At 36.8% G+C, this 23,789-nt stretch carries 21 protein-coding genes; 19 read left to right on the top strand and 2 right to left on the bottom strand.

The annotated features are described in order from the left end of the window. Positions 1-5: 5 nt before the first annotated feature. The 3 genes from LF20184_RS06510 (at position 6) to LF20184_RS12750 (ending at position 3,171) form a co-directional block, all read left to right on the top strand. On the top strand, positions 6-1,421 hold the full coding sequence (locus tag LF20184_RS06510; protein ID WP_010019725.1) for an MFS transporter: 1,416 nt from the start codon (positions 6-8) through the stop codon (positions 1,419-1,421). 137 nt (positions 1,422-1,558) lie between these two features. Continuing rightward, positions 1,559-2,809, top strand: coding sequence for an ISL3 family transposase (locus LF20184_RS06515; RefSeq protein WP_157769886.1), 1,251 nt, complete (start codon positions 1,559-1,561; stop codon positions 2,807-2,809). A gap of 194 nt (positions 2,810-3,003) precedes the next feature. Continuing rightward, complete coding sequence (locus tag LF20184_RS12750; protein ID WP_156403033.1) at positions 3,004-3,171, top strand: hypothetical protein; 168 nt, start codon at positions 3,004-3,006, stop codon at positions 3,169-3,171. A gap of 301 nt (positions 3,172-3,472) precedes the next feature. Here the strand turns inward: LF20184_RS12750 and LF20184_RS06525 are convergent, their stop codons facing one another. After that, a complete protein-coding gene (locus tag LF20184_RS06525; RefSeq protein ID WP_056945140.1) occupies positions 3,473-4,759 on the bottom strand; it encodes an N-acetylmuramoyl-L-alanine amidase family protein in 1,287 nt (428 codons plus the stop codon). Between the two features lie 347 nt (positions 4,760-5,106). On the opposite strand from LF20184_RS06525, the gene hisS reads away from it, so the two are divergent. The 6 genes from hisS to LF20184_RS06555 all read left to right on the top strand — a co-directional run bounded on the left by hisS (position 5,107) and on the right by LF20184_RS06555 (position 11,508). After that, complete coding sequence (gene hisS / locus LF20184_RS06530) at positions 5,107-6,378, top strand: histidine--tRNA ligase (RefSeq protein ID WP_056945119.1); 1,272 nt, start codon at positions 5,107-5,109, stop codon at positions 6,376-6,378. A 2-nt stretch (positions 6,379-6,380) separates the two neighbouring features. Further along, positions 6,381-8,150 carry an aspartate--tRNA ligase gene (aspS, locus tag LF20184_RS06535; protein WP_010019734.1) on the top strand — a complete coding sequence of 590 codons (1,770 nt, stop codon included), beginning with the start codon at positions 6,381-6,383 and terminating at the stop codon, positions 8,148-8,150. A 473-nt stretch (positions 8,151-8,623) separates the two neighbouring features. Then, on the top strand, positions 8,624-9,067 hold the full coding sequence (gene msrB / locus LF20184_RS06540; protein ID WP_010019735.1) for a peptide-methionine (R)-S-oxide reductase MsrB: 444 nt from the start codon (positions 8,624-8,626) through the stop codon (positions 9,065-9,067). Beyond that, positions 9,067-9,585 (top strand): peptide-methionine (S)-S-oxide reductase MsrA, encoded by a 519-nt coding sequence (gene msrA / locus LF20184_RS06545; protein WP_010019737.1) that lies wholly within the window; start codon positions 9,067-9,069, stop codon positions 9,583-9,585. Before msrB ends, msrA begins: the two co-directional genes overlap by 1 nt. A 77-nt stretch (positions 9,586-9,662) precedes the next feature. Beyond that, complete coding sequence (locus tag LF20184_RS06550; protein WP_010019739.1) at positions 9,663-10,541, top strand: YitT family protein; 879 nt, start codon at positions 9,663-9,665, stop codon at positions 10,539-10,541. Between the two features lie 70 nt (positions 10,542-10,611). Next, complete coding sequence (locus LF20184_RS06555; RefSeq protein ID WP_010019740.1) at positions 10,612-11,508, top strand: deoxyribonuclease IV; 897 nt, start codon at positions 10,612-10,614, stop codon at positions 11,506-11,508. A gap of 55 nt (positions 11,509-11,563) precedes the next feature. On the opposite strand, the gene LF20184_RS06560 is transcribed toward LF20184_RS06555, so the two are convergent. Next, the gene (locus LF20184_RS06560; RefSeq protein ID WP_010019741.1) at positions 11,564-12,385 is read right to left on the bottom strand and encodes a pyruvate, water dikinase regulatory protein; all 822 of its coding nucleotides are present in this window, start codon (positions 12,383-12,385) and stop codon (positions 11,564-11,566) included. 122 nt (positions 12,386-12,507) lie between these two features. Here LF20184_RS06560 and rpsU point away from each other — a divergent pair, with 122 nt between their 5' ends. The 10 genes from rpsU to LF20184_RS06610 all read left to right on the top strand — a co-directional run bounded on the left by rpsU (position 12,508) and on the right by LF20184_RS06610 (position 23,788). Continuing rightward, a complete protein-coding gene (gene rpsU, locus LF20184_RS06565; protein ID WP_010019742.1) occupies positions 12,508-12,690 on the top strand; it encodes a 30S ribosomal protein S21 in 183 nt (60 codons plus the stop codon). 105 nt (positions 12,691-12,795) lie between these two features. Further along, on the top strand, positions 12,796-13,773 hold the full coding sequence (locus LF20184_RS06570; RefSeq protein ID WP_010019744.1) for a PhoH family protein: 978 nt from the start codon (positions 12,796-12,798) through the stop codon (positions 13,771-13,773). Between the two features lie 18 nt (positions 13,774-13,791). After that, complete coding sequence (gene ybeY, locus LF20184_RS06575; RefSeq protein ID WP_010019746.1) at positions 13,792-14,262, top strand: rRNA maturation RNase YbeY; 471 nt, start codon at positions 13,792-13,794, stop codon at positions 14,260-14,262. Positions 14,263-14,402: 140 nt separating this feature from the next. After that, positions 14,403-15,314 (top strand): GTPase Era, encoded by a 912-nt coding sequence (gene era / locus LF20184_RS06580; RefSeq protein WP_010019747.1) that lies wholly within the window; start codon positions 14,403-14,405, stop codon positions 15,312-15,314. Continuing rightward, positions 15,314-16,072, top strand: a complete 759-nt coding sequence (gene recO / locus LF20184_RS06585) for a DNA repair protein RecO (RefSeq protein ID WP_010019748.1) — start codon at positions 15,314-15,316, stop codon at positions 16,070-16,072. Before era ends, recO begins: the two co-directional genes overlap by 1 nt. Positions 16,073-16,293: 221 nt before the next feature. Next, positions 16,294-17,202: a glycine--tRNA ligase subunit alpha gene (gene glyQ, locus LF20184_RS06590; RefSeq protein WP_056945120.1), complete on the top strand. Its 909-nt coding sequence runs from the start codon at positions 16,294-16,296 to the stop codon at positions 17,200-17,202. After that, positions 17,195-19,255, top strand: a complete 2,061-nt coding sequence (glyS, locus tag LF20184_RS06595; RefSeq protein ID WP_010019750.1) for a glycine--tRNA ligase subunit beta — start codon at positions 17,195-17,197, stop codon at positions 19,253-19,255. Before glyQ ends, glyS begins: the two co-directional genes overlap by 8 nt. A gap of 224 nt (positions 19,256-19,479) precedes the next feature. Next, the gene (gene dnaG / locus LF20184_RS06600) at positions 19,480-21,300 is read left to right on the top strand and encodes a DNA primase (protein ID WP_010019752.1); all 1,821 of its coding nucleotides are present in this window, start codon (positions 19,480-19,482) and stop codon (positions 21,298-21,300) included. 20 nt (positions 21,301-21,320) lie between these two features. Further along, positions 21,321-22,436 (top strand): RNA polymerase sigma factor RpoD, encoded by a 1,116-nt coding sequence (rpoD, locus tag LF20184_RS06605; RefSeq protein WP_010019753.1) that lies wholly within the window; start codon positions 21,321-21,323, stop codon positions 22,434-22,436. A gap of 155 nt (positions 22,437-22,591) precedes the next feature. After that, complete coding sequence (locus LF20184_RS06610; protein WP_010019754.1) at positions 22,592-23,788, top strand: SAM-dependent methyltransferase; 1,197 nt, start codon at positions 22,592-22,594, stop codon at positions 23,786-23,788. Position 23,789: the final 1 nt, after the last annotated feature.

Below are 23,789 nucleotides of genomic sequence, written 5' to 3' on the forward strand. Positions count from 1 at the left end.
TTTTTATGAAAAGTAAACATAATATTTTGACACTCTTTGCGACCAGTTTCATGTCGTTCATGCAATTATTGGATGCTTCGATCGTCAATGTGGCGATACCTAGCTTAACAAAAGATTTACATGTACCAATGAACCGAGCCGAATGGATCGTGTCAGTCTATTTGATTATGATTTGTATGCTGCTGTTATTTTGGGGAAGAATGGCAGATCAAATTGGATATATTAAGATTTTTCAGACAGGAACGATTTTCTTTACCTTAGGATCGTTGATCTGTGCGTTGAGTCCTAGTTTGTATTTGTTGCTAATAGGACGAGTCGTACAAGGATTAGGGGCTAGTATGAGTATGGCTACGAATATTGGAATTATTGCGATGATTTTCCCAATGCATCAACGTGGGCGTGCTTATGGAATCAACAGTATTATTGCTCAGTTAGGTAATATCTCTGGACCAGGTTTGGGGGGCTTGATTTTAGGAGTTTTATCGTGGCATTGGATTTTTATTATCAATATTCCAATTGGAATTATTGTTTATATTTATGGACGATTCATGTTTCCAAAAGAGGCACGTCGTTCTAAAGAAATTGCCTATGATTGGACTGGTTTAGTTACGTATTCAATAGCTATTGCAACGTTCTTTATCAGTATCTTTATGGGACAAGATATTGGTTTTGGCAATAGGAATGTTTGGCTGATTTTGATAGTCAGTTTAATTTTTTGGGCAATCTTTTTCTATGTCGAAAAGCATAAAGAAGAGCCTTTGATCAATTTGAAAATATTCAAGATATCTCGCTTAACTTTGAGTTTAGTGAGTGCTTTGATCGTCTTTTCAATCGGTTATTACGCTAACGTAATTATGCCGTTTTATTTAACTAATTTCCGTTCACTAAGTACTTCATTAACGGGATTGATCATGATGGCAATTCCATTTGCAAATGTGATTGCTGCTCCGATTGCTGGCTATTTTACGGATAAATACAATGCAGCCAGTGTTTCAATTTTTAACTTGTTCATCTATGCTATACCGATTATTTTCTTGACTTTAATCTCTGGCAAAGAGAATTTAGTTATCTTTACGTTCATGTTATTGTTCTTAGGAGTCGGCAATGGTGGCTTCCAAAATAATCCAATGATCATGGGTTATGCACCTCAGGAATATCAAGGAATTGCTGGTAGTTTAGCAGCCTTATTCAGAAATCTTGGGATGGGTATCGGTGTCAGTATAGCAACGACTAGCTTGTATTCGGGAATGAGTTTTAAAGCTGGCAAACAGATTGCATATTATCCAACGAATCATCCAAGTTGGTTTTTGAATGGGATGCATTTTGCTTATTTAACGGCTTTAGGATTGTTGATTTTGGCAATAGTTTTAGTTTATTCGATTCATAAAATAGATAAAAAAGAAGCTCTAGGTAAGAGATGAAAATCGGTTCTAAACTTTCTGGTATTGATGAACAATCAATACCAGTTTTTTTATACTCTTTGAAATAAAAAAAGAACATCACTGTTCTCGTGTTAAGATTTAAGCGACCAAACCAAATCAAACAGGAGTGAACAATGATGTCCCAAGACAATTCTATACTATGTGCACTAGACATAAAAGACAATAATATAAAAAATGTTTCAGTAAAGGATGCCAAGATAAAAAAACGTGGCGTTATAAAACACATTAAAATAGTGAATGCTGAACTTTCCTATTCTTTACATAGATGTCCTCAATGTGGAATGAATACACTAGTTAAAAACGGTAAAAGAACTACTAATGCAAGATTAGCTAGCTTTAATGGTATCGAGTACCACCTAATACTAAAAAAGCAACGATTTTTGTGTAGGAACTGTGGAAGCACCTGCGGTGCTCACAGTGATCTATTGATTAAAAACCATACTATGACCAAACAGATCAAGAATAGAATTTTTTCTATGGCTAAAGAATCATTCACTCTGTCATCAATAGCTAAAATCATTGGCATTTCAGCCAATACTGTAAGCAGGATTCTATATAGAAATATCAAAATTCCTAATAGATGTGCGCATTTGCCAGAGAATCTTTGTTTTGATGAGTTTCGATCTGTAAAAAATATTTTTACATTTATCGCTATCGATGCTGATACACATAGATTGGTCGAATTGATACATGACAGACTGTCTAAAACAATAACCGAACACTTTATAAACAATTACAGCTTATCGGAACGACAAGCCGTAAAAACTGTATCGATCGACTTAAATGCCAATTATCAATTAGTCGTTCATCGTATATTCCCCAACGCTCGCATTGTCGTAGATAGGTTTCATATAGTTCAACTTTGTAGTAGAGCCCTAGATCAAGTACGTATCAATTCTTTAAAAAAATTACCTGATAAAAAATCTCGTATATACAAAGCAATGAAATCTGATTGGCGTCTATATCATCTTCCAGAGGAAGATGTAGACGATACCCATATAAAATTTATTGTCGGTATAAATGAATTCATGACTATTCAAAATGCCATCGATATAGCTACTGATGAAATACCAATTTTCAAGGAGGCCTATGATACTTACCAGAGTATTCAAAGATCGATAAGGTATCACGACATAGACTTACTTCAGGAAACTATTTCTGGATATAAAAGAAATGGGACCGCAATGGATACAGCCATTACAACGTTACGAAAAAATAAAAATTATGTAAAAAATAGTTGCTTATTGCCATACTCCAATGGCCCTCTAGAGGGCACCATTGGAAAGATAAAGAAACTAAAAAGAAATTCCTATGGCTTTAGAAATCTTGAACACTTTATTAAGAGAATAAAACTGATTTGTGCATAGAAAAAGAGCATCCTCGGTGAGGATGCTCAATGAGCTCAAAATCATTCATCAATACGATTTGACAAAGAGCCTGAAAATCTTACTTAGAGCTTTCTTGGTTCTTTAATAATTTTGTTATTCTATAATTTTTGCAAGATATTAGATATGCTATACTTTACGTGTTTTAATAAAAACTGATCAGCTAGGAGGATATTTTGACAAGTACTGATATTACAACACTTAGCAATATTATCTTTACACTTTTACCTATAATTGTTTTCATTTTTGTTATTAAAATTACAAATAGATCATTAACCTTGTTAAAGGCTCAAAATCATCAATTAAAAATGTTGGAAAGGAAAATCAATAAAAAAAGATGTTAAAAAATATATACTTCGTGCTTTTAGTAATCCTTATTATACTTACAATCGTTACGATATTTGAGGTAATATCTAAAACTAAAAAAATCATATCTTTGAAAAGAGAGAATCAAATACTGGAGTTTAAAATATTAGAAAAACTCGTTGATGATTCTGAAGTACTCCATAATCGTTAGAACTTTTGTCTAACAATTATGGAGTACTTTTTATTTTTATATGGTTGAAAGCAAAAACAAAAGGCATGTCTCTATGTGAATATAGGGAACATACCTTAACATTTAAAAAATATAATTTTGCTTAATTTTTACTTGAAGTATTCTTTCAAACCATTAGTTACGTCGGTTGCAACTTGTTGTTTGTACTTAGCTGAACTGATGTATTTATAATCAGATTTGGAATTGATATAACCTAGTTCAATCAAAACAGATGGTTGGCTGTTGTAATGCAAGACGTAAAGGTCTTTTTGAGCAGTACCACGGTTGCCGATAGCCAGACTCTTTAACTGACTATTTAAGTCATCGGCCAATTCGCCATCTTTATTTTTGTTGTAGTAGTAAGTTGTCAAACCAGAACCGGCATTTGCTTGGGCACTGGAATCGAAGTGAAGACTGATGAAAGCATCAGCCTGAATTTTACTAGACAAACGAGCTCTTTGACCAAGTGATTTACTGTCATCGCCTGATCTCGTTAAGACTACACGTGCACCAGTCTTTTCTAGTTGTTGCTTGATAGCTTTGGCGTAGGCGAGGGTAAAGTTCTTTTCGTAAGTACTCTTCTTTGATTCCGCACCAGAATCGTCGCCACCGTGTCCAGGGTCAATTACGATTGTGGCTTCAGAAATATTAGTGGCGGCTGATTTAACAGCACTCTTAGTACCAGAAATAGTTACGACCCAGCTAGCAACGTATCCAACAGAACCATCGGAATCACGGACTTTATACCATTTGCCATCTTTTCCAAGATAATCAAATTGTTTACCGACTTTAGCTGTTTTTACAACTCGGCCGTTTTGGTCAGGTTCGATTCTTAACTTGGTATTAGGTTGGGTAACTGTGACTTTCTTAATATCATTGTCGGATGAATTAGAAGAGTTAGAAGCATTAGTTGAACCTGATGTCTTATCAGTCCCCTGAATAAAACTCGACTTGACCCAACCAGCAGTACCACTGTACAAAATCTGTGTCCAATCTTGTTCTTGATACATGATAGTAACTTTTTGTGATTGTTCAATTGTACCTAAGACGTCACTATTGGCATCGGCACTCTTGAAGACAGTCGTATTTGGAACCTTGACGATTCCCACTTTATTGGTTGCCGAACTTACCTCAGTATTGTCGATCAACCAGCTGGCGACCCAGCCAATTTTATCTCCAGATAATCTTACTTGATACCATTTATTTTTTTCGTCTAAGATGGCTAGTTTGTCACCTTTTTTAACTTGGCCCATGTTGGCGTAGGAAAGGCCTGGTCCAACACGAACATTGACGGAGTCAGATTGAACGACAACAGCATTGGCACTTGCTAAAGCTACTGTCGACCAACTGGACAAGGCGAGTAATAATAAAATAGCAACAAGAATCCGGTTCTTCATAAAAAAAGTTTTTATTTTTTTCATCTGACTGATTCCTTTGTTGTCTAATTACTGACAGTTGTATATCTTTATTTTACTGAATAATAGTGAAACTTGAAAGAATATAATGATATTTTATTCCCAAAACTTGACATTTCTCATGTTTTTGGTAGTTTATATGTATATTGCAAATCAAATGAGATTGTTTTACAGAGAGTCTGGCTGCTGAGAACAGATGACAATTATTTGTGTGACGTTACTAATCGTTTGGCAGGCGTTAACTGCAGCAACAAAACTAGGTGGTACCGTGCAAAAATGCACCCTTGTCTTATTTGGACAAGGGTGTTTTTTATTTTAAGGAGGATTTTATGCGTTATCAAAAACCAAAGGGGACCATGGATATTTTGCCTGGCGAATCAAGCAAATGGCAATACGTGGAATCTATCGCAGCTGATACATTTAATAAGTATCGTTTTTCAGAAATTAGAACACCAATCTTTGAATCATACGACGTCTTTGAAAGATCATCAGGTGACACATCTGATATTGTTTCTAAAGAAATGTATGATTTCCACGACAAGGGTGATCGACACATTGCTTTGAGACCAGAAGGAACAGCCGGTGTCGTTAGAGCTTTCGTAGAAAATAAACTTTACGGTCCAGAACAAATCAAGCCTTACAAAGTTTGGTATAAGGGACCAATGTTTAGATATGAACGTCCTCAATCAGGTCGTCAACGTCAATTCCACCAAATCGGGGTTGAAGCTTTCGGTTCTGATTCACCAGAGTTGGATGCAGAAGTTATTTCAGTTGGCTTGGAATTCTTGAATCGTTTAGGAATTAAGAATTTGAAAGTTGCTTTGAATACTTTAGGTGATCCAGAATCCCGTGCCGCTTATCACAAGGCTTTGGTCGATTACTTCACACCATTCAAAGATCAATTAAGTGATGATTCAAAAGTTCGTTTGGAAAAGAATCCTTTGAGAATTTTGGATAGTAAAGACGCTGGCGATAAGAAAATCGTTGCCAATGCTCCTTCAATCTTGGACTACTTGAATGAAGCTTCAGAACAACGTTTTGAATATCTCAAAGGTCTTTTAGATGACTTGGATATCAATTACGAAGTAGATTCAACAATGGTTCGTGGGCTTGATTATTATAACCACACAATCTTTGAATTTATGGTAACTGATCCAGCTTTTGACAATAAAGAAATTACTGTCTTAGCTGGTGGTAGATACAATGGCTTAGTTGAAGAACTAGGCGGTCCTCAAACTCCTGGTATTGGTTTTGGACTAGGTGTTGAACGCTTGATGCTCCTTCTTAAAGATGAAGACCTACCAGTTCAAAATGGCCTGGACGTTTACTTGGTAACTATTGGTGAAAAGGCTGAACGTGCTTCAGTTAAAATCTTATCTGATTTACGTCGTGCTGGATTTAGTGCCGACAAAGATTATCTTCAAAGAAAGATTAAGGCTCAATTCAAGACAGCTAACAATTTGAATGCTAAGTATACTGTAACTATTGGTGACAGTGAATTAGAAAACAAGACAGCTAATGTTAAGAATATGGAAACAACTGAACAAGTTAGTGTTTCATTGGATAATTTAGCCGAAGAATTGAAAAAAATCGAGGGATAAACATGGAAGAAAGAACAGATTATTGTGGCAACATTACTGAAAAATATGTTGGACAAAAAGTATCTTTAGACGGTTGGGTTCAACGACGTCGTGATTTAGGTGGATTAGTTTTCGTCGACCTTAGAGATTATAAGGGAATCGTACAATTAGTTTTCAATACTGACCATCAAGATGTTTTAGACATCGCTGAAACTTTGCGCTCAGAATACGTTATTAACGTCATTGGTACCGTAAGACTTCGTGGTGAAGGTGCTACTAACGATGATATGACAACTGGTAAAGTTGAAGTTGTTGTTGAAAAAGTAGAAATCCTTAACAAATCATTGACACCACCATTTGAAATCAAAGATGGTATCGACTCTTCAGAAGAAACAAAATTAAAGTATCGTTACCTTGATTTACGTAGACCTGAAATGCAAAAAGCTATCAGAACACGTGCTCAAATCAAGCATTCAGTTAACGAATACTTGTACGAAAATGGCTTTATCGATATTGAAACACCAAACCTAACACCATCAACACCAGAAGGTGCTCGTGATTACTTAGTACCTTCACGTGTTTATCCTGGACGTTTCTTTGCACTTCCACAATCACCACAATTGTTCAAGCAATTATTAATGGTCGGTGGATTTGACCGTTACTTCCAATTGGCTCACTGTTTCCGTGATGAAGATCTTCGTGGTGACCGTCAACCAGAATTTACTCAAATTGACCTTGAAACTAGTTTCATGAATCAAGAAGAAATTCAAACTGTTACTGAAGGTCTTATCGCTCGTGTTATGAAAGATGAAAAAGGTATCGAAGTTAAGACTCCATTCCCAAGAATCAACTGGGATGACGCCATGGATCGTTTCGGTTCTGATAAGCCAGATGTTCGTTTCGGTATGGAATTACAAAACTTGAACGACATCTTCAAAGAAACAGAATTCAAAGTCTTCAAGGGAACTATCGACAACGGTGGTCAAGTTAAAGCTATCGTCGTTAAAGATGGTGCTGACAAATACTCAAGAAAGAATATCGAAAGCTATCAAGAATACATCAAACGTTTTGGTGCTAAAGGACTTGCTTGGGCTAAGTTTAATGACAATGAGTTAACTGGTGGTGTATCTAAGTTCATCAAGGCTCAAGAAGCACAATTAGTTTCAACACTTGGTCTTGAAAACAACGACTTATTGCTATTCGTTGCTGACAACAAGAAGGTTGTTGCTGATTCATTAGGTTACTTGAGAAAAGCTATTGCTAAGGAACAAAACTTGTATGATCCTAAAGAATTCGCCTTTATCTGGGTCGTAAACTGGCCATTGTTCGAATATGATGAAGGAATTCAAAGATGGACTGCTGCTCACCATCCATTCACAATGCCAAATGAAGAAGATGTTCACTACTTAGATGATGGTGAAGACCCTCACAAAGCTTATGCACAAAGTTACGATATCGTTCTAAACGGTTACGAGCTTGGTGGTGGATCAATCCGTATCCATGACTACAAGATCCAAGAAAAGATGCTTAAAGCCTTGAACTTCACTAAAGAAAAAGCTTATGAACAATTTGGCTTCCTATTGGATGCCTTGCAATACGGTTGTCCTCCACATGGTGGTTTGGCTATTGGTCTGGATAGATTTGCTATGCTACTATCAGGCAAAGACAATATCCGTGACGTGATTGCATTCCCTAAGAATTCAAACGCCACAGAACCAATGACACACGCTCCACTTGAAGTTTCAAAACAACAATTAGATGATCTTGGAATTGAGGTTAGCAAGAAAGACTAATTCTAAACATCATTAATAAAAATAGCATCTGTATTAAGAATGGCTCTCTAAAAGGAGATCTTTTCTGGAATGCAGATGCTATTTGTTTTTGACATTAAAATTAGAACTACTATCTAGTCCGGAATAGCGAAGAAAATTGGCTCAAATGTGAAATTTCTCTTGGCAATTTATTGCCTAGTGAAAGGTCGAGCTTGAAGACTTTGCCCGGTTTTGGGCTTAGCAAAGGCTCCAAGTCGTGCCCACATTGTTCCGGCCAAATTTTCTTTGCTATGGAGGACGGAATATTATCATCAACTAAAAAAAAACTAAGTATTTAATGAAGCCATTTAAATTAAATTAAAATTAGAAAACAATTTAAATTGTGCACAATTGAGCATGGCTATCACTTGAGACTGTAAGTTTATGAGCAGGGTGGTGGAATTAATATTCGAAAAGTTTATACTAGTTAATAGAAATTGAGAAGGAGTGATTTTATGTCAAATGAATACAAGAAGGATTTAGCTGACTTAACTGATGAGGAGTATCAAGTAACTCAACATGCTGCCACAGAACGTCCTTTTAGTGGAAAGTACGATAATTTCTACAAAAAGGGCATCTATGTTGATATTACTAGTGGTGAACCTTTGTTCTCTTCAGCCAAGAAGTATGATGCCGGTTGCGGTTGGCCATCATTTAGTGAACCAATTGCTAAACTAAAGCAAAAGCGCGACACACGATTAAGTCGTGAAAGAACTGAAGTTAGAAGTGAATCAGCTGACTCTCATTTGGGCCATGTCTTTACTGATGGACCTGAAGAATTAGGTGGTTTGAGATACTGTATCAATTCAGCTGCTTTGAAATTCATTCCTTATGATGAAATGGATGAAAAAGGCTATGCCGATTATAAAAAATACGTTGATGAAGGGGATGCTGACTAATGGCTCAAGAAACTGCTATTTTTGCTGGAGGTTGTTTCTGGTGCATGGTTAAGCCATTCGACGAACAACCAGGAATTATTTCAGTCGTATCTGGATACTGCGGTGGTCACGTTGATAATCCAACCTATGAACAAGTTTGTACCGAAACTACTGGCCACGCTGAATCTGTAGAGATTACTTTTGACAATGATGTGATTTCTTACCAAGATTTAGTTGAAATTTATTGGCAAGTAGCTGATCCAACTGACGCTATGGGGCAATTTCAAGATCGTGGCGACAGTTATCGCCCAGTAATCTTTTATCAAAATGAGGCTCAAAAAGAAGTCGCTGAAGCATCCAAGAAAAAACTGGCCGAGTCAGGAGAATTTAGTGACCCTATCGTAACCAAAATTCAGCCTGCTACTAAGTTTTGGCCTGCTGAAGACTACCACCAAGACTTCTATAAAAAGAACCCTCTACGCTTTGAAATGGAAGAGAGCGGCGGTCGTGGGGAATATATCAAAAATCACCGTAAATAGCTCGAAAAAGTCTGAAAATACTAGGATTTGTGCTAATATGTTGTAAGTAACTTAAGACAATTAGGAGAAATTTTAGTATGGGTGAATTAGATAAGCTGATCGAAAGGCATCAGTACTTATCCAAAATTTCAGTAGCATTTCTATATTCTATCGCGGTATCTGTAGCGGTTAACATGTTTTGGACGCCAGGTGGAATTTATGGTTCAGGAGTAACTGGTGCTGCGCAATTAATTTCAACAATTTCACATCGGTGGTTTCCATTCGATATTTCAACTGCGATTATGTACTTCGCTTTGAATGCACCGTTATTCGTACTTTCTTGGCGAAAAATTGATCACAAGTTTACCGTTTTTACGGTTATTGCGGTTGCTTTAGCCAGTACGATGATGCACTTGTTGCCACCAGTTAAGATTACGGCCGATCCTTTAGTCTGTGCCATTTTTGGTGCGGTAGCTAACGGTTTTGGTACCGGGATGGCTTTGAGAAACGGTATTTCTACTGGTGGAATTGACATTTTAGGAATTATTTTGCGCAAAAAGACCGGTAAGAGTGTTGGTACGATCAATATCATGTTCAACGTCTTTATCGTTGCTTGTGCTGGGTTCTTATTCGGTTGGGTCCACGCTTTATACAGTGCGGTCAGTATTTTCATTAATGGACAAGTTATCGATATGATTTATAACAAGGATCAAAAACTTCAAGTTATGATTGTTACTTCTAAACCTAAAAGAGTCATTACGCAAATTCAAAATGAAATGAGACGTGGTATTACTATCGTTCACGATGCTGAAGGTGCTTATAAACATGAAGAGAAGACGATTCTTTTCACAGTTATCTCACGTTCAGAATTGCATGATTTAAGTACAGCAATGTCGTTGTCTGATCCGCATGCATTCGTTAGTGTTACGGATACGGTCAAAGTCATGGGTAGGTTTTATCAGGCTCATATTTACTAAAGCGAGGTCAAAAGGCTTCGCTTTTTTGTATGCTATACTTTATTTGATTTTTAAATATGGAGGGATACGGATGATAATTGGTTCACATGTGGCAATGAAAGCCCCTAAAATGTTGGCTGGTTCTGCTAAAGAAGCCCATAGTTATGGCGCTAATGCGATGATGATTTTTACTGGCGCTCCTCAGAATACTCGAAGAAAAGATGTTTCAGAGATGAATATACCTGAAGGTCAACGTCTATTAGAGATGTATGGTATCAAAAATATTATTGGTCATGCGCCTTATATTATTAATTTAGGAAATACCTTAAAACCCGATAAATTAGAATTTGGCATCGACTTTATGCGCGGTGAGATCAAGCGTTGCGATGCCTTAGGAATTCAAGCACTAAGTTTTCATCCAGGAGCTCACTTAAAGCAAGGCCCAGATGTCGCCTTAAAACAAATTGGTCAAGCCTTAAATGAAATCATTGATCCTGATCAAAAGGTTTCAATAGCAATCGAGACGATGGCTGGAAAAGGAACTGAAGTAGGGATAAGTTTCGAACAAATTGCCCAGATTTTTGATAATTGTGCTCAAAATGACAAGTTGTCCGTCACAATGGATACTTGTCACATGAGTGATGCTGGTTATGATGTCAAGAATGATTTCGATGGTGTCTTGAATGAATTTGACCACATTATTGGTTTGGATAACTTATCAGTTATTCATTTAAATGATTCTAAGAATGAACGCGGTTCTCATAAAGACCGCCATGAAGACATTGGTTTTGGTACGATCGGTTTTGATGCTCTAAGCTATGTAGCTCATCATCCACAATTGGAAAACGTCTCTAAAATTATGGAAACACCGTACGTTAAACGTGATGAAAATGACAAAAAGGGGATTGCTCCATTTAAACCTGAAATTGAGATGCTTTTGGCTAATAAATTTGATCCAGAAATGAAAGAAAAGCTAATTAATGCATAGAAAAAAGAGTCCGATTCCACAAGAATCGAGCTCTTTTTTATGAATAATTGAAGAATTATCCTTTTTCGTAACCATCAAAATGTAAAATTTCCATGATGATTGCAGCTGTCTCTTCAATTGATCTGTCAGCAACATTAATAACAGGACAGCCTAATTTCTTATATAATTTATTGGAGTAGTCGAGTTCTTTTTGAATTTCGTCTTCTTCGGAGTAAGTAGTGTTGGCACTTAAACCGTAAGCAATCATTCTTTGACTACGGATTTTGCTTAAAACGTTGATGTCGTTAGTCAAACCAACAATTTTCTTAGGATCGACGTCCCATAATTCATCAGGAATGCCAGTTACAGGGCTTAATGGCAGATTGGCTACCTTTATGTTCTTATTAGCTAAATAAAGTGAGAGGGGTGTTTTTGAGGTTCTGGAGATACCTAAGAGAACAAGGTCAGCTTCTAAGAATCCTTTAGGGTTTTGACCGTCATCATTGCTGACCGTGAATTCCATCGCGGAGATCATGTCGAAGTAATCTTTATCTAATTCGTGGATGAGACCTTTTTTACGAATTGGAACTTGATGAGTCATTTGTGAGAAAGTTCCGATGATAGGATTCAAAATATCATAATAGACGATGCCATTGTCTTGGCAAAATTCATTGATTACATCGCAAGTTTCTTCCGAAACAATAGTGTGCAAAACGACCGCTTTCTTCTCTTTAGCCAAATTTAAGATGTTATTTAGCTGTTCATCTTTTTTTATAAAGGGATACTTGGTATAAGTGGTGTTCATCTCTGGAAATTGGATGAATGCTGCTTTAGCAACTCTTAAAGCGGTTTCACCAACGCCATCGGACAAAACAAAAACGTCTAAATTCTGTGTCATAATAAATTCCTCCAAAAAAATGTAAAAAATTATTTGAACATTATCTTCTTTTTGTTATAATAACATATGAACTGCAAGAGCAATAGACAGTTACGTTAGAAATCGGAAGGAGGGATTATCATATGGCAAAAACCGTCGTTCGTGAAAACGAGTCGCTTGATGATGCTCTTCGTCGATTCAAACGTTCCGTTTCAAAGAGTGGTACTCTTCAAGAATATAGAAAACGTGAGTTTTACGAAAAGCCAAGTGTCAAGAGAAAGTTAAAATCTGAGGCTGCTCGCAAGCGCAACAAGAAACGTCGTTAATAGATAGTTTCGAAGGGTTAAAACAATTTATTGTTTTAACCTTTTTTTTGTCAAAAAAATCGCTCATTGTGCTATCATTCAAACTAATAGGAGGTTGGGTGTTTATTGGCAGAAAAAGTTGAACAAATAAAAGAAAGCATTCAAATCAAAAATCCTCAAAACGCAATTAATCTTTTCGGAGTTAACGATAGTAACTTGCATTTGATTGAGGAAGGACTCGATGTCCAAATTCATGCATTTGGTGATCGCTTAGATGTAACAGGTGTTGATGGTAACGTCCACCAGACCTTAGCATTATTAAAGAAATTGATTGAATTAGCTCAGACCGGCATTAGCTTGGGTTCGGCTGATATCGTCAGTGGAATGAAAATGGTTGAACGTGGTACTTTGGAATACTTCGGTGACTTGTATAAAGATGAGTTGCTAAAAGATTTCAGTGGCAAGCCAGTTCGTGTTAGAAACTTTGGTCAAAAACAATACGTTAATGCTATTAATCATAATGACATTACTTTTGGTATTGGACCAGCGGGTACTGGTAAAACTTATTTGGCCGTTGTTATGGCTGTAGCAGCTTTAAAGCAAGGTCGTGTAAAAAGAATCATCTTGACTCGTCCCGCTGTTGAAGCAGGAGAAAGTCTTGGTTTCTTGCCTGGTGATTTAAAGGAAAAGGTTGATCCTTACATGAGGCCGATCTACGACGCTTTGTATGCAATTTACGGGGCGGATCATACTAGTCGACTTCTTGAACGTGGCGTGATTGAAGTGGCTCCCTTAGCTTACATGAGAGGGCGTACGTTAGATGAGGCCTTTGTTATCCTGGATGAAGCTCAAAACACCACTAGAGAGCAAATGAAGATGTTTTTGACGCGTTTAGGCTTTGATTCTAAGATGATTGTTAATGGTGACATCTCACAAATTGATTTGCCTGGTCATCAAAGAAGTGGTCTGATTCAAGCACAATCAATTTTAAAAGATTTGCCACATATTGGATTTGTAAACTTCAGTTCGGCGGATGTTGTTAGACACCCAGTTGTTGCTGAAATTATCGATGCTTATGAGGATTCAGATAAAACTAAAAAATAACTATTGGGGATTATTATTATGGATTTAGAAATTTACAATGATGATAATTTGATCGACCAAGCAAGAGAAAATTGGGTCAAAGATATCGTTCAATTCACTTTTAACAAATTGGAATTAAAAGATAGTACTCAATTATCGATTCATTTTGTTACAAAAGATAAGATACACGAAATCAACAAGGAATATCGTGACACTGACCGAGCAACTGACGTTATCAGTTTTGCTATCAATGACGGTGAAGACTCTTTGGATTACTTAGAAGCACAGATTCCTGACTTGCCAGTTGATTTGGGCGATTTGTTTATCAGTGTTGAAATCGTTGATGAACATGCTAAAGAGTATGAACATTCATTTGATCGTGAATTAGGTTATACGATTGTTCATGGTATTTTGCACTTAAATGGCTACGATCATATTAAAAAAGAAGACGAAAAAGTTATGATTGGTCTTCAAGAAAAAATTCTCAGCGCTTATGGTTTAGAAAAATAATTTTAGAAGGATATAAGGCCTAGCTTTATATTCTTTTTTATTGTGTTTTACTTTGAGGTTTGGGCAATCTCTTGTATTATAATTAGTAATTGAGAATTACAAAACGACTGAATAATCAGTGATAAGGATATGAATTAATTATGGAAAATAACTTTAAATCAGGATTCGTCGCCATCATCGGACGTCCTAATGTTGGTAAATCAACTTTTATGAATCGCATCATTAAGGAACAAATTGCGATCACTTCACCAAAAGCTCAAACAACTAGAAACAAGATCCAAGGTATTTATACCGACGATGAACGCCAAATCATTTTCTTGGATACACCGGGTATTCACAAACCTCATAACGATTTGGATCAATACATGGATAAAGCTGCTATTTCAGCTCTTAAAGAAGTTGATGCTGTACTTTTCATGACTGAAGCTGGCGAACAAGCAGGACCTGGGGATAAATTCATTATTGAAGAATTGAAGAAAGTTAAAGCACCAGTGTTCTTGATTCTAAATAAGATCGACTTGATCAATCCAGATGAAATGGCACCACAAATTGACGAGTACAAAGATTTGATGGATTTTGCCGAAATTATTCCAATCTCTGCCACAAATGGTAATAACGTTGATGATTTGATCGACTCTTTGACAAAAGCTTTGCCAGTTGGTCCACAATATTACGCCGACGACCAAATCACTGATCACCCAGAGTACTTCATCGTTGGGGAATTGATTCGTGAAAAGATTTTGGAAGATACTCGTGATGAAATTCCTCACTCAATTGCTGTAGTGGTTGAATCGATGAATCAACGTTCAGAAGCTGGAAAACTTCAAATCGAAGCTTATATCTACGTTGAACGTGACAGCCAAAAACCAATCGTTATCGGTAAAGGTGGCTCAATGCTCAAGAATATCGGTATCGGCTCAAGAATTAAGATCGAACATTTATTAGGTGAAAAGGTCAATTTGAAGCTTTGGGTTCGTGTTAAGAAGAATTGGCGTGATGATCCAGCCTTCTTAGCTAGTGCTGGCTATTCATTGAAGGACTTGAATAATTAATGGCTCAAGTTCCAACTAATTTCTTCGGTATCGTCGTTCGTAGGCAACGTTACAAGGAAAGGGATGCGCTAGTTACCATTTTGACTAAGGAGTATGGATTCAAGACTTTTTTAGTCCGAGGGACCCAAACTGCCAAGTCAAAGATTTCTGGGGCTGTGATTACTTTTTCTTATGGCGATTATTTGGGAGTCGTCAAAAATGATGGCTTATCTTATTTGAATTCAGCTAGTAATATCAAACAATTTGATGAAATCGTTCAAGATATCGAATTGAATGCTTATGCGACCTTTTTATTTGATCTGTATCATGAAGCTTTTGTTGATGATCCAGTGCCAGATTCGTGGTATCGGATGTTGTTTAAAGCTTTGTTATATATTGAAAATGGCTACGATGCCCAGATAATTGTTAATATCATGCAGATGAAACTGTTGAGTGCTTTTGGAGTAGCTCCCAATATGGACAGCTGCGTCGTTGGTGGCGAGACTGAAGGAGTTTTTGATTTTTCGGTCTTATTGGGTGGTATTATTTGTTCAAAGCATTTTGACGAAGATATTCATCGCTTGCATATTCCGAAACGAATCATTTATTTCTTGCGTCTTTTTAGTAAAATCGACCTCTCACAAGTAGGACGAATCGAAATCAAAGAAAATAATAAAGATTTGATTCAGCATGCGATCGATGCGATTTATTTAGGAACTGTGGGTTATTATCCCAAGAGTAAAACTTTTATTGACAAAATGAAGCGAGTTCGTTTTTAGCGGATTGACAATTTTTACAAAAATGGTTATATTGATAAATGTTGAAACAGCGACGGAGAATAGTGAAAGCTTCGATTGAATTATGGCGTACGATTTAATTTGAATATAAAAGAGCAGGACTTAGTCCTGAATTAGGGTGGAACCGCGAATACTCGTCCCTTGCAGAAGTACCTTAGTGTACCTGCAAGGGATTTTTTTGTATCCATCCGAAGGGAGAAAACATGGTCAAAAAATTAAATATACAAGATATGATTCTTACGCTCCAAAAGTTTTGGGGTAGTAAGGGCTGCATGTTGATGCAAGCTTATGATACAGAAAAAGGTGCCGGAACAATGAGTCCTTATACGTTCCTTCGTGCAATTGGACCAGAACCTTGGAACGCTGCCTACGTTGAACCTTCAAGACGTCCCGCTGATGGTCGTTATGGTGAAAACCCTAACCGTTTGTACCAACACCACCAATTTCAAGTGGTTATGAAACCAGCTCCAGAAAACATTCAGGAATATTACCTAGATTCACTTCGTGCCTTAGGAATTGAACCTTTGGAACATGATATTCGTTTCGTTGAAGATAACTGGGAAAACCCATCAATGGGTTGTGCCGGTGTTGGTTGGGAAGTTTGGCTTGACGGTATGGAAGTTTCTCAATTTACATACTTCCAACAAGTCGGTGGACTTCAATGTCACCCAACAACTAGTGAAATCACATATGGTGTAGAACGTTTGGCATCATACATCCAAGATGTTAACTCTGTTTACGATCTTGAATGGGGTGACGGCGTATTGTATGGTGATATCTTCAAAGAACCTGAATACGAACACTCAAAGTACTCATTTGAAGAAAGCAATCAAGATATGCTTTTCAAGTTCTTCGATGAATATGAAAAAGAAGCTAACCGTTTGATGGATCTAGGCTTGGTTCACCCAGCTTATGATTACATCTTGAAATGTTCACATACATTTAACTTGCTAGATGCTAGAGGAGCTGTTTCTGTTACTGAACGTGCTGCTTTCTTGTCACGTATCAGAAAGATGGCTCACAAGGTTGCTAAGGCCTTCGTTGAAGAAAGAAAGAAACGTGGCTTCCCACTTTTAGCAAATAGTGAAGCAAAGGAGAAAGCAAATGACTAAAAATTACTTATTAGAAATTGGTTTGGAAGAAATGCCAGCTCACGTTGTAACTAAGAGTGTGAACCAATTCGCCCAAAGAGCTGAAAAATTCTTGAAAGAAAATCGTATTTCTTTTGATTCAATCGAAAAGTATTCAACTCCTAGACGTTTGACTATTTTGGTTAAAGGTATCGCTGAAAAACAAACTGATATTGACGTTAAAGCAAAGGGACCTTCTAAAAAGATTGCTCAAGATGCTGACGGCAACTGGACTAAAGCTGCTCAAGGATTTGCTCGTGGACAAGGGATGACTGCTGACGACATTTTCTTTGAAGACCTCAAAGGTACTGAATATGCCTACATCCAAAAGCATGAAGATGGCCAAAAAGTTGAAGATGTTTTGAGTCACATGGACGAAGTTATCAAAGCTATCACATTCCCTACAAGAATGCGTTGGGGTTCATATGATTTTGAATACATCAGACCAATTCACTGGTTGGTATCACTATTAGATACAAAAGAAGTACCAGTAAAGATTTTGGATGTTGTTTCTGGTCGTATCAGTCGCGGTCACAGATTCTTAGGCCAAGATGTTGAAATCGACGACGCTAAAAACTACGTTGAAAAGATGAAGTCACAATTTGTTATCGTTGATGCAAAAGATCGTAAACAAATTATTTCTGACCAAATTGCAAAGATTGCCCAAGACAACAACTGGGATATCGATGTAGATGCTGACTTGTTGGAAGAAGTTAACAACTTGGTTGAATATCCAACTACTTTCTATGGTTCATTCGACAAGAAATATTTGGAAATTCCTGATGAAGTTTTGATTACTTCAATGAAAGATAACCAAAGATATTTCTACGTTCGTGACCAAGAAGGAAACTTAGCTCCTTACTTTATCGGAGTTAGAAACGGTAATTCAGAACACATCGAAAACGTTATCCGTGGTAATGAAAAAGTTCTAGTAGCTCGTCTAGAAGATGCTGACTTCTTCTTCAAGGAAGATCAAAAGAAGACTATTGCAGACTACGTTGAAAAACTTAAATCAGTTAACTTCCACGTTAAGATCGGTACGATGTATGAAAAGATGGCTCGTGTGCACCAAATTGCTGACCATTTAGCTGATATTTTCCAATTCTCAGACACAGAAAGAAAAGATTTGCTCCGTGCTAGTGATATTTACAAGTTTGATCTTGTAACTAACATGGTCGATGAATTCTCTGAATTACAAGGTGTCATGGGTGAGAAGTACGCTGAGATCATGGGTGAAACAAAAGCTGTTGCTCAAGCAATTAGAGAACACTACATGCCAATCTCTTCAGAAGGTGCTTTACCAGAAACTAAAGTTGGTGCAGCCTTGGCTATTGCCGACAAATTAGATTCAATCGAAACATTCTTTGCCGTTGATTTGATTCCTAGTGGTTCAAATGATCCTTATGCATTGCGTCGTCAAGCTTATGGTATCGTTAGAATTCTTGATCAATATCAATGGTCAATGAACTTAAATGACTTACAAGACTACTTGAAGGACAATGTAACAGTTCCTGAAAAACTAGACTTGAATGCTCATAAACAAGATATTATCGACTTCATGATCGATCGTGTTCGTCAATTGTTGAAACAAAACAAGATCAGAACTGACATTATCGATGCTGTTGCCGGTGGTTCAAATATTGATGCAATCGAAATGATCAACGTTGCCCAAGTGCTTCAAAACCACGTTAACGATGATGACTTCAAGGTAGTTATGGAAGCTCTTGGCAGAATCGTTAACTTGTCTAAGAAAGCTAAGTTCGGATATTCTGACGATTTGGCTGTTGACGATTCACTATTTGAAAATCCATCTGAATCACAATTAAACCAACAAGTCGCTGCTATCAAGAATGACAATGCTGAAGATTTATTCAAACAACTTGCTGCTTTACGTCCTGTAATTGACTCATATTTTGATGAAAATATGATCATGGCTAAAGATGAAAAAGTTAAGAATAATCGTTTGACTCAATTAGTGATTGCCAATCACTTGATTGCTAACTTAGGTGATTTATCTAAAATTGTTACAAAATAAGCATTTTAAAGAAGCTGCCTTAGGGGCAGTTTTTTATTTTCAAAAAAATCGTCAAAAAGCAAGTTAAATACGTGACTTTTATATAGGACCGTGTATAATGAATAGTTGACAAGTGACTAGTGGCCCCAGTTCGCACTTTTTGTGGGGACACTTTTTTATTTACTAGTCGCTGGTGGTTGAGATCATAAATGTTTTCAACATCTATTAAGCAGGAGGTGACGGCCATGGCAACACGGATTCCTCAGGAATTCATTGATGAAGTTACCTCGAAGACTAATATCGTCGATGTTATTAGCAAGTACGTACAATTAAAAAAATCTGGTAAGAATTTGTTTGGACTTTGCCCATTTCATGAAGAACGAACTCCTTCGTTTTCAGTTGCAGAGGACAAGCAAATTTTTCATTGTTTTAGTTGTGGTCGTGGGGGTAACGTCTTCAAGTTCATTATGGAGATGGAGAACAAATCTTTTCCTGAAGCCGTAATTGAAGTTGCTCAGATGGGTAATATCCCCGTTCCAGACCAATACGAAGCTAAGAACAACCAGTACCAAAACTCTGACAGTCAAACTCTTTTGAGGATGTATGCTGATGCAGCTAAGTTGTACAGCCACATTTTGATGAAGACTGAGAATGGTTCCAATGCCTTGAAGTATTTGAGAAATCGTCAGTTGGATGATGATTTGATTCAAACTTTTGGTATCGGCTATGCACCAAATAATAACAACCTTTTGCTACAGTTTTTCAAGGATCGAGATATCAAAGAAGATATCTTGAGAAAATCGGGACTGTTTGCGCAGAATGAAGCTGGAGAACTGTTTGACCGTTTTCGAGATCGTGTGATGATTCCAATTACGGATGAATCGGGTAATATCATTGCTTTTTCAGGACGAATATTGGATAAAGAAGCTTCCACAGCTAAGTATCTCAATAGTCCTGAAACGGAAATTTTCAATAAGGGTAAGACCTTATTCAATTTGAATAATGCCAAAAAAGAGATTCGGGAAAAAGGCAACGTGATCCTGTTTGAAGGTTTCATGGATGTTATTAGTGCATATAAAGCTGGTGTCACTAATGGTGTGGCTTCGATGGGTACTAGTTTGACAGATCAACAGCTATACGTTTTGAGTCGTCTGACTAATCAGATCAACATTTGTTATGATGGCGACGATCCTGGAGTTGAAGCTACTTATCGGGCTTTGACCCAACTTACCGATGAACGTTTCACTTATGGAGTTATCAGTATTCCAGATAAAAAGGACCCTGATGAATTCATCAAGAGTGAAGGTTCTGAGAAGTTTCAAAATTTAGCTAACAGTGTTCAGACACCAATTTCCTTTATTTTGAATTACTTCAAGCGTAACTACAATCTCAATAATGAACATGATCAACTAGAATTTTTGAATCAATCATTAAAAGAGATCGTAAAATTACAATCGCCTGTTGAAGTCGATATGTACGTTGGCAAGGTTGCTGATGAGATGAATGTCTCAAAAGATGCCATCAATAAGGAATTAGATGCATTGCGTCGTCAAATTTCAATTCAAAAGCCGGCTAACAATTATAAAGACGTTCAACAACATGCTTTGGAAAAAGTCACCTCGAGTGTTCGACCTAAATACGATCGTTTAGAAAAATCTGAGCGATATTTATTGTATTGGGCAATCAATTTCCCCGAGATCAGAATTAATTTGAAAGGTGATGGTTTCAAGTTTGTTCACCAAAATTACCAACGAATTTTTGATTCTCTACTGTCGTTCGCTGAACAAAACGATGCCGCAGAAGAAATCAATATCTCTGATTTTATGAATATTTTAGATGATGATGATAAAAATTTATTGGCAGAACTTGAAATGATGAATATGCCAGTTGAATATAATGATCAAGAAATTGATGATTATATGAACAACATCAAGAATTCTGGATTGGAATCGCAGTTAAGCGATATCAATCAACAACTCAAGAAGGCGGCGATGGTTGGTGACAATAAATTGCAGTTAGAGTTAACGCAGCAATTGATTAAAGTAAGAAGAATCCTTAGCAATTAAGCATACTGGAGGAATAATATATGGCAACTAAGAAACCAGCAGTATCAAAAGAATTAAAAGCAGCAACTAAGAAACTTATCAAAGATCTTAAGAAAACTGGTAAGATCACTGAAGATGACCTTCAAGAAAAAATCATCAAGCCTTATAAATTAAAGGGTGATGCTTTGACTAACTTCGTTAGTGAACTTGAAGATGTCGGTATCGGTGTTGTTGATGACAAAGGTAATCCTAGTAAGTTGGCTCTTCTAAAGGAAAAGAAAGAAGAGAAAAAGACTAAGAAAAACGATACTACGGCACCAACTGATATTAAAGTAAACGATCCTGTTCGTATGTACTTAAAGGAAATTGGTCGTGTTCCTTTGCTTAATGCTCAACAAGAAGTAGATCTTGCTTTGAAGATTGAACAAGGCGATGAAGTGGCTAAGCAAAAACTAGCTGAAGCTAACTTGCGTTTGGTTGTTTCTATTGCCAAGAGATATGTTGGTCGTGGAATGCAATTCCTTGATTTGATTCAAGAAGGTAACATGGGTCTAATGAAGGCCGTTGAAAAGTTTGATTATCGTCTAGGTTTCAAGTTCTCAACTTATGCAACTTGGTGGATCAGACAGGCTATTACGCGTGCTATCGCTGACCAAGCTAGAACTATCCGTATTCCTGTTCACATGGTTGAAACTATCAATAAATTGATCAGAATCCAACGTCAATTGCTTCAAGATTTAGGTCGTGAACCACTTCCTGAAGAAATCGGTGCTGAAATGGACATGCCAACTGGTAAAGTTCGTGACATTCTAAAGATTGCTCAAGAACCAGTTTCATTGGAAACACCTATCGGTGAAGAGGATGACTCACATCTTGGTGATTTCATTGAAGATTCAGATGCAACTAGTCCTGAAGACCATGCTTCATATGAATTGTTGAAGGAACAACTAGAAAATGTTTTGGATACTCTAACAGATCGTGAAGAGAACGTTTTGCGTTTACGTTTTGGACTAGATGACGGACGTACAAGAACACTTGAAGAAGTAGGTAAAGTCTTTGGTGTTACTCGTGAAAGAATTCGTCAAATCGAAGCCAAGGCATTGAGAAAATTACGTCACCCTTCAAGATCAAAACAATTGAAGGATTTCTTAGAATAATTAAATTAGATCACCTTTTGGGTGGTCTTTTTTTATGACATGATAGATAAAAAAAGGACAAATCGATAATTATGTTTCTGAAAATCAACACTTTTTCTTTATATTTTTTCATAATTTGATTTACAATTATATTATCTATTGTTTTGGAGGAAGTTATGTTAGATAAAAAGATTTACGATGAGATATTTTCCCGTTCATTTACTATTCCTATCAAGGTTATTTTTTGGGACGGAAAAGAAAAGAATTACGGACCAGAGGGCAAGTCTGATATAACGATTAAGTTTAATGACAAAGTTCCAATTTCTGAAGTTGTCAAACATGCTACCTTGACTCTTGGCGAGGCCTACATGGATAAGAAGATTGAAATCGAAGGTTCAATTCAAAAATTGATCACTTCCGCATATACTCAATCAGACAGTTTTATGTCTAGTTTGAAATTAAAGAAGTACATTCCTAAGTTCAATCACTCTGAAGAAGGAAACAAAAAAGAAATTCAAGAACATTACGATATTGGTAATGATTTTTACAAGTTGTGGTTGGACAAGACTATGACTTATTCTTGTGCTTATTTCCGAACACCAGAAGATACTTTGGAACAAGCTCAAATGAATAAAGTACGTCACATTTTGAATAAGTTGAATACTAAACCTGGTGAAACAATTCTTGATATCGGCTGTGGCTGGGGAACGATGATGTTTACTGCCGCTAAAGAATATGGTTTGAAAGCTAAAGGTGTTACTCTTAGTCAAGAACAATATGACTACGTAAACCAAAAGATCCAAGATGAAAATCTTTCTGATCAAATGGAAGTAATGCTAGAAGATTATCGTGAAGTTACTGAAAAGTTTGATCACGTGGTTTCTGTTGGTATGTTCGAACACGTTGGTAAAGACAATCTACCTGGTTATTTTGCTACTGTTAAGAAGAACCTAAAGCCAAATGGTAATGCTTTGATCCACGGTATTACTGGCCAACATTACGGTGTCGGTGTCGATGCTTGGTTGGTTAAGTATATCTTCCCAGGTGGCTACATTCCTGATGTTAAAGAAAACGTTGGTCACATTTTGGATGCTGGACTTCAAATTGATGATTTAGAGCCATTACGTCGTCATTATCAAAAGACAGTCGAAATTTGGGATCATAACTTTAATAAGGTCAAAGATCAAGTTGATGAAATGTACGGTGAAAGATTCGTACGTATGTGGGACTTGTATCTTCAAGCCTGTGCCGCTTCATTTGAAAGTGGTAATATTGATGTTATCCAATACTTGTTGACAAATGGTCCAAGTGGAACAGCTATGCCAATGACACGTGAATACATGACAGACTTAGATAAAAAGACTGCAGAATAGA

It is taken from the genome of Companilactobacillus farciminis KCTC 3681 = DSM 20184 (assembly GCF_002706745.1).
GTDB lineage: Bacteria > Bacillota > Bacilli > Lactobacillales > Lactobacillaceae > Companilactobacillus > Companilactobacillus farciminis.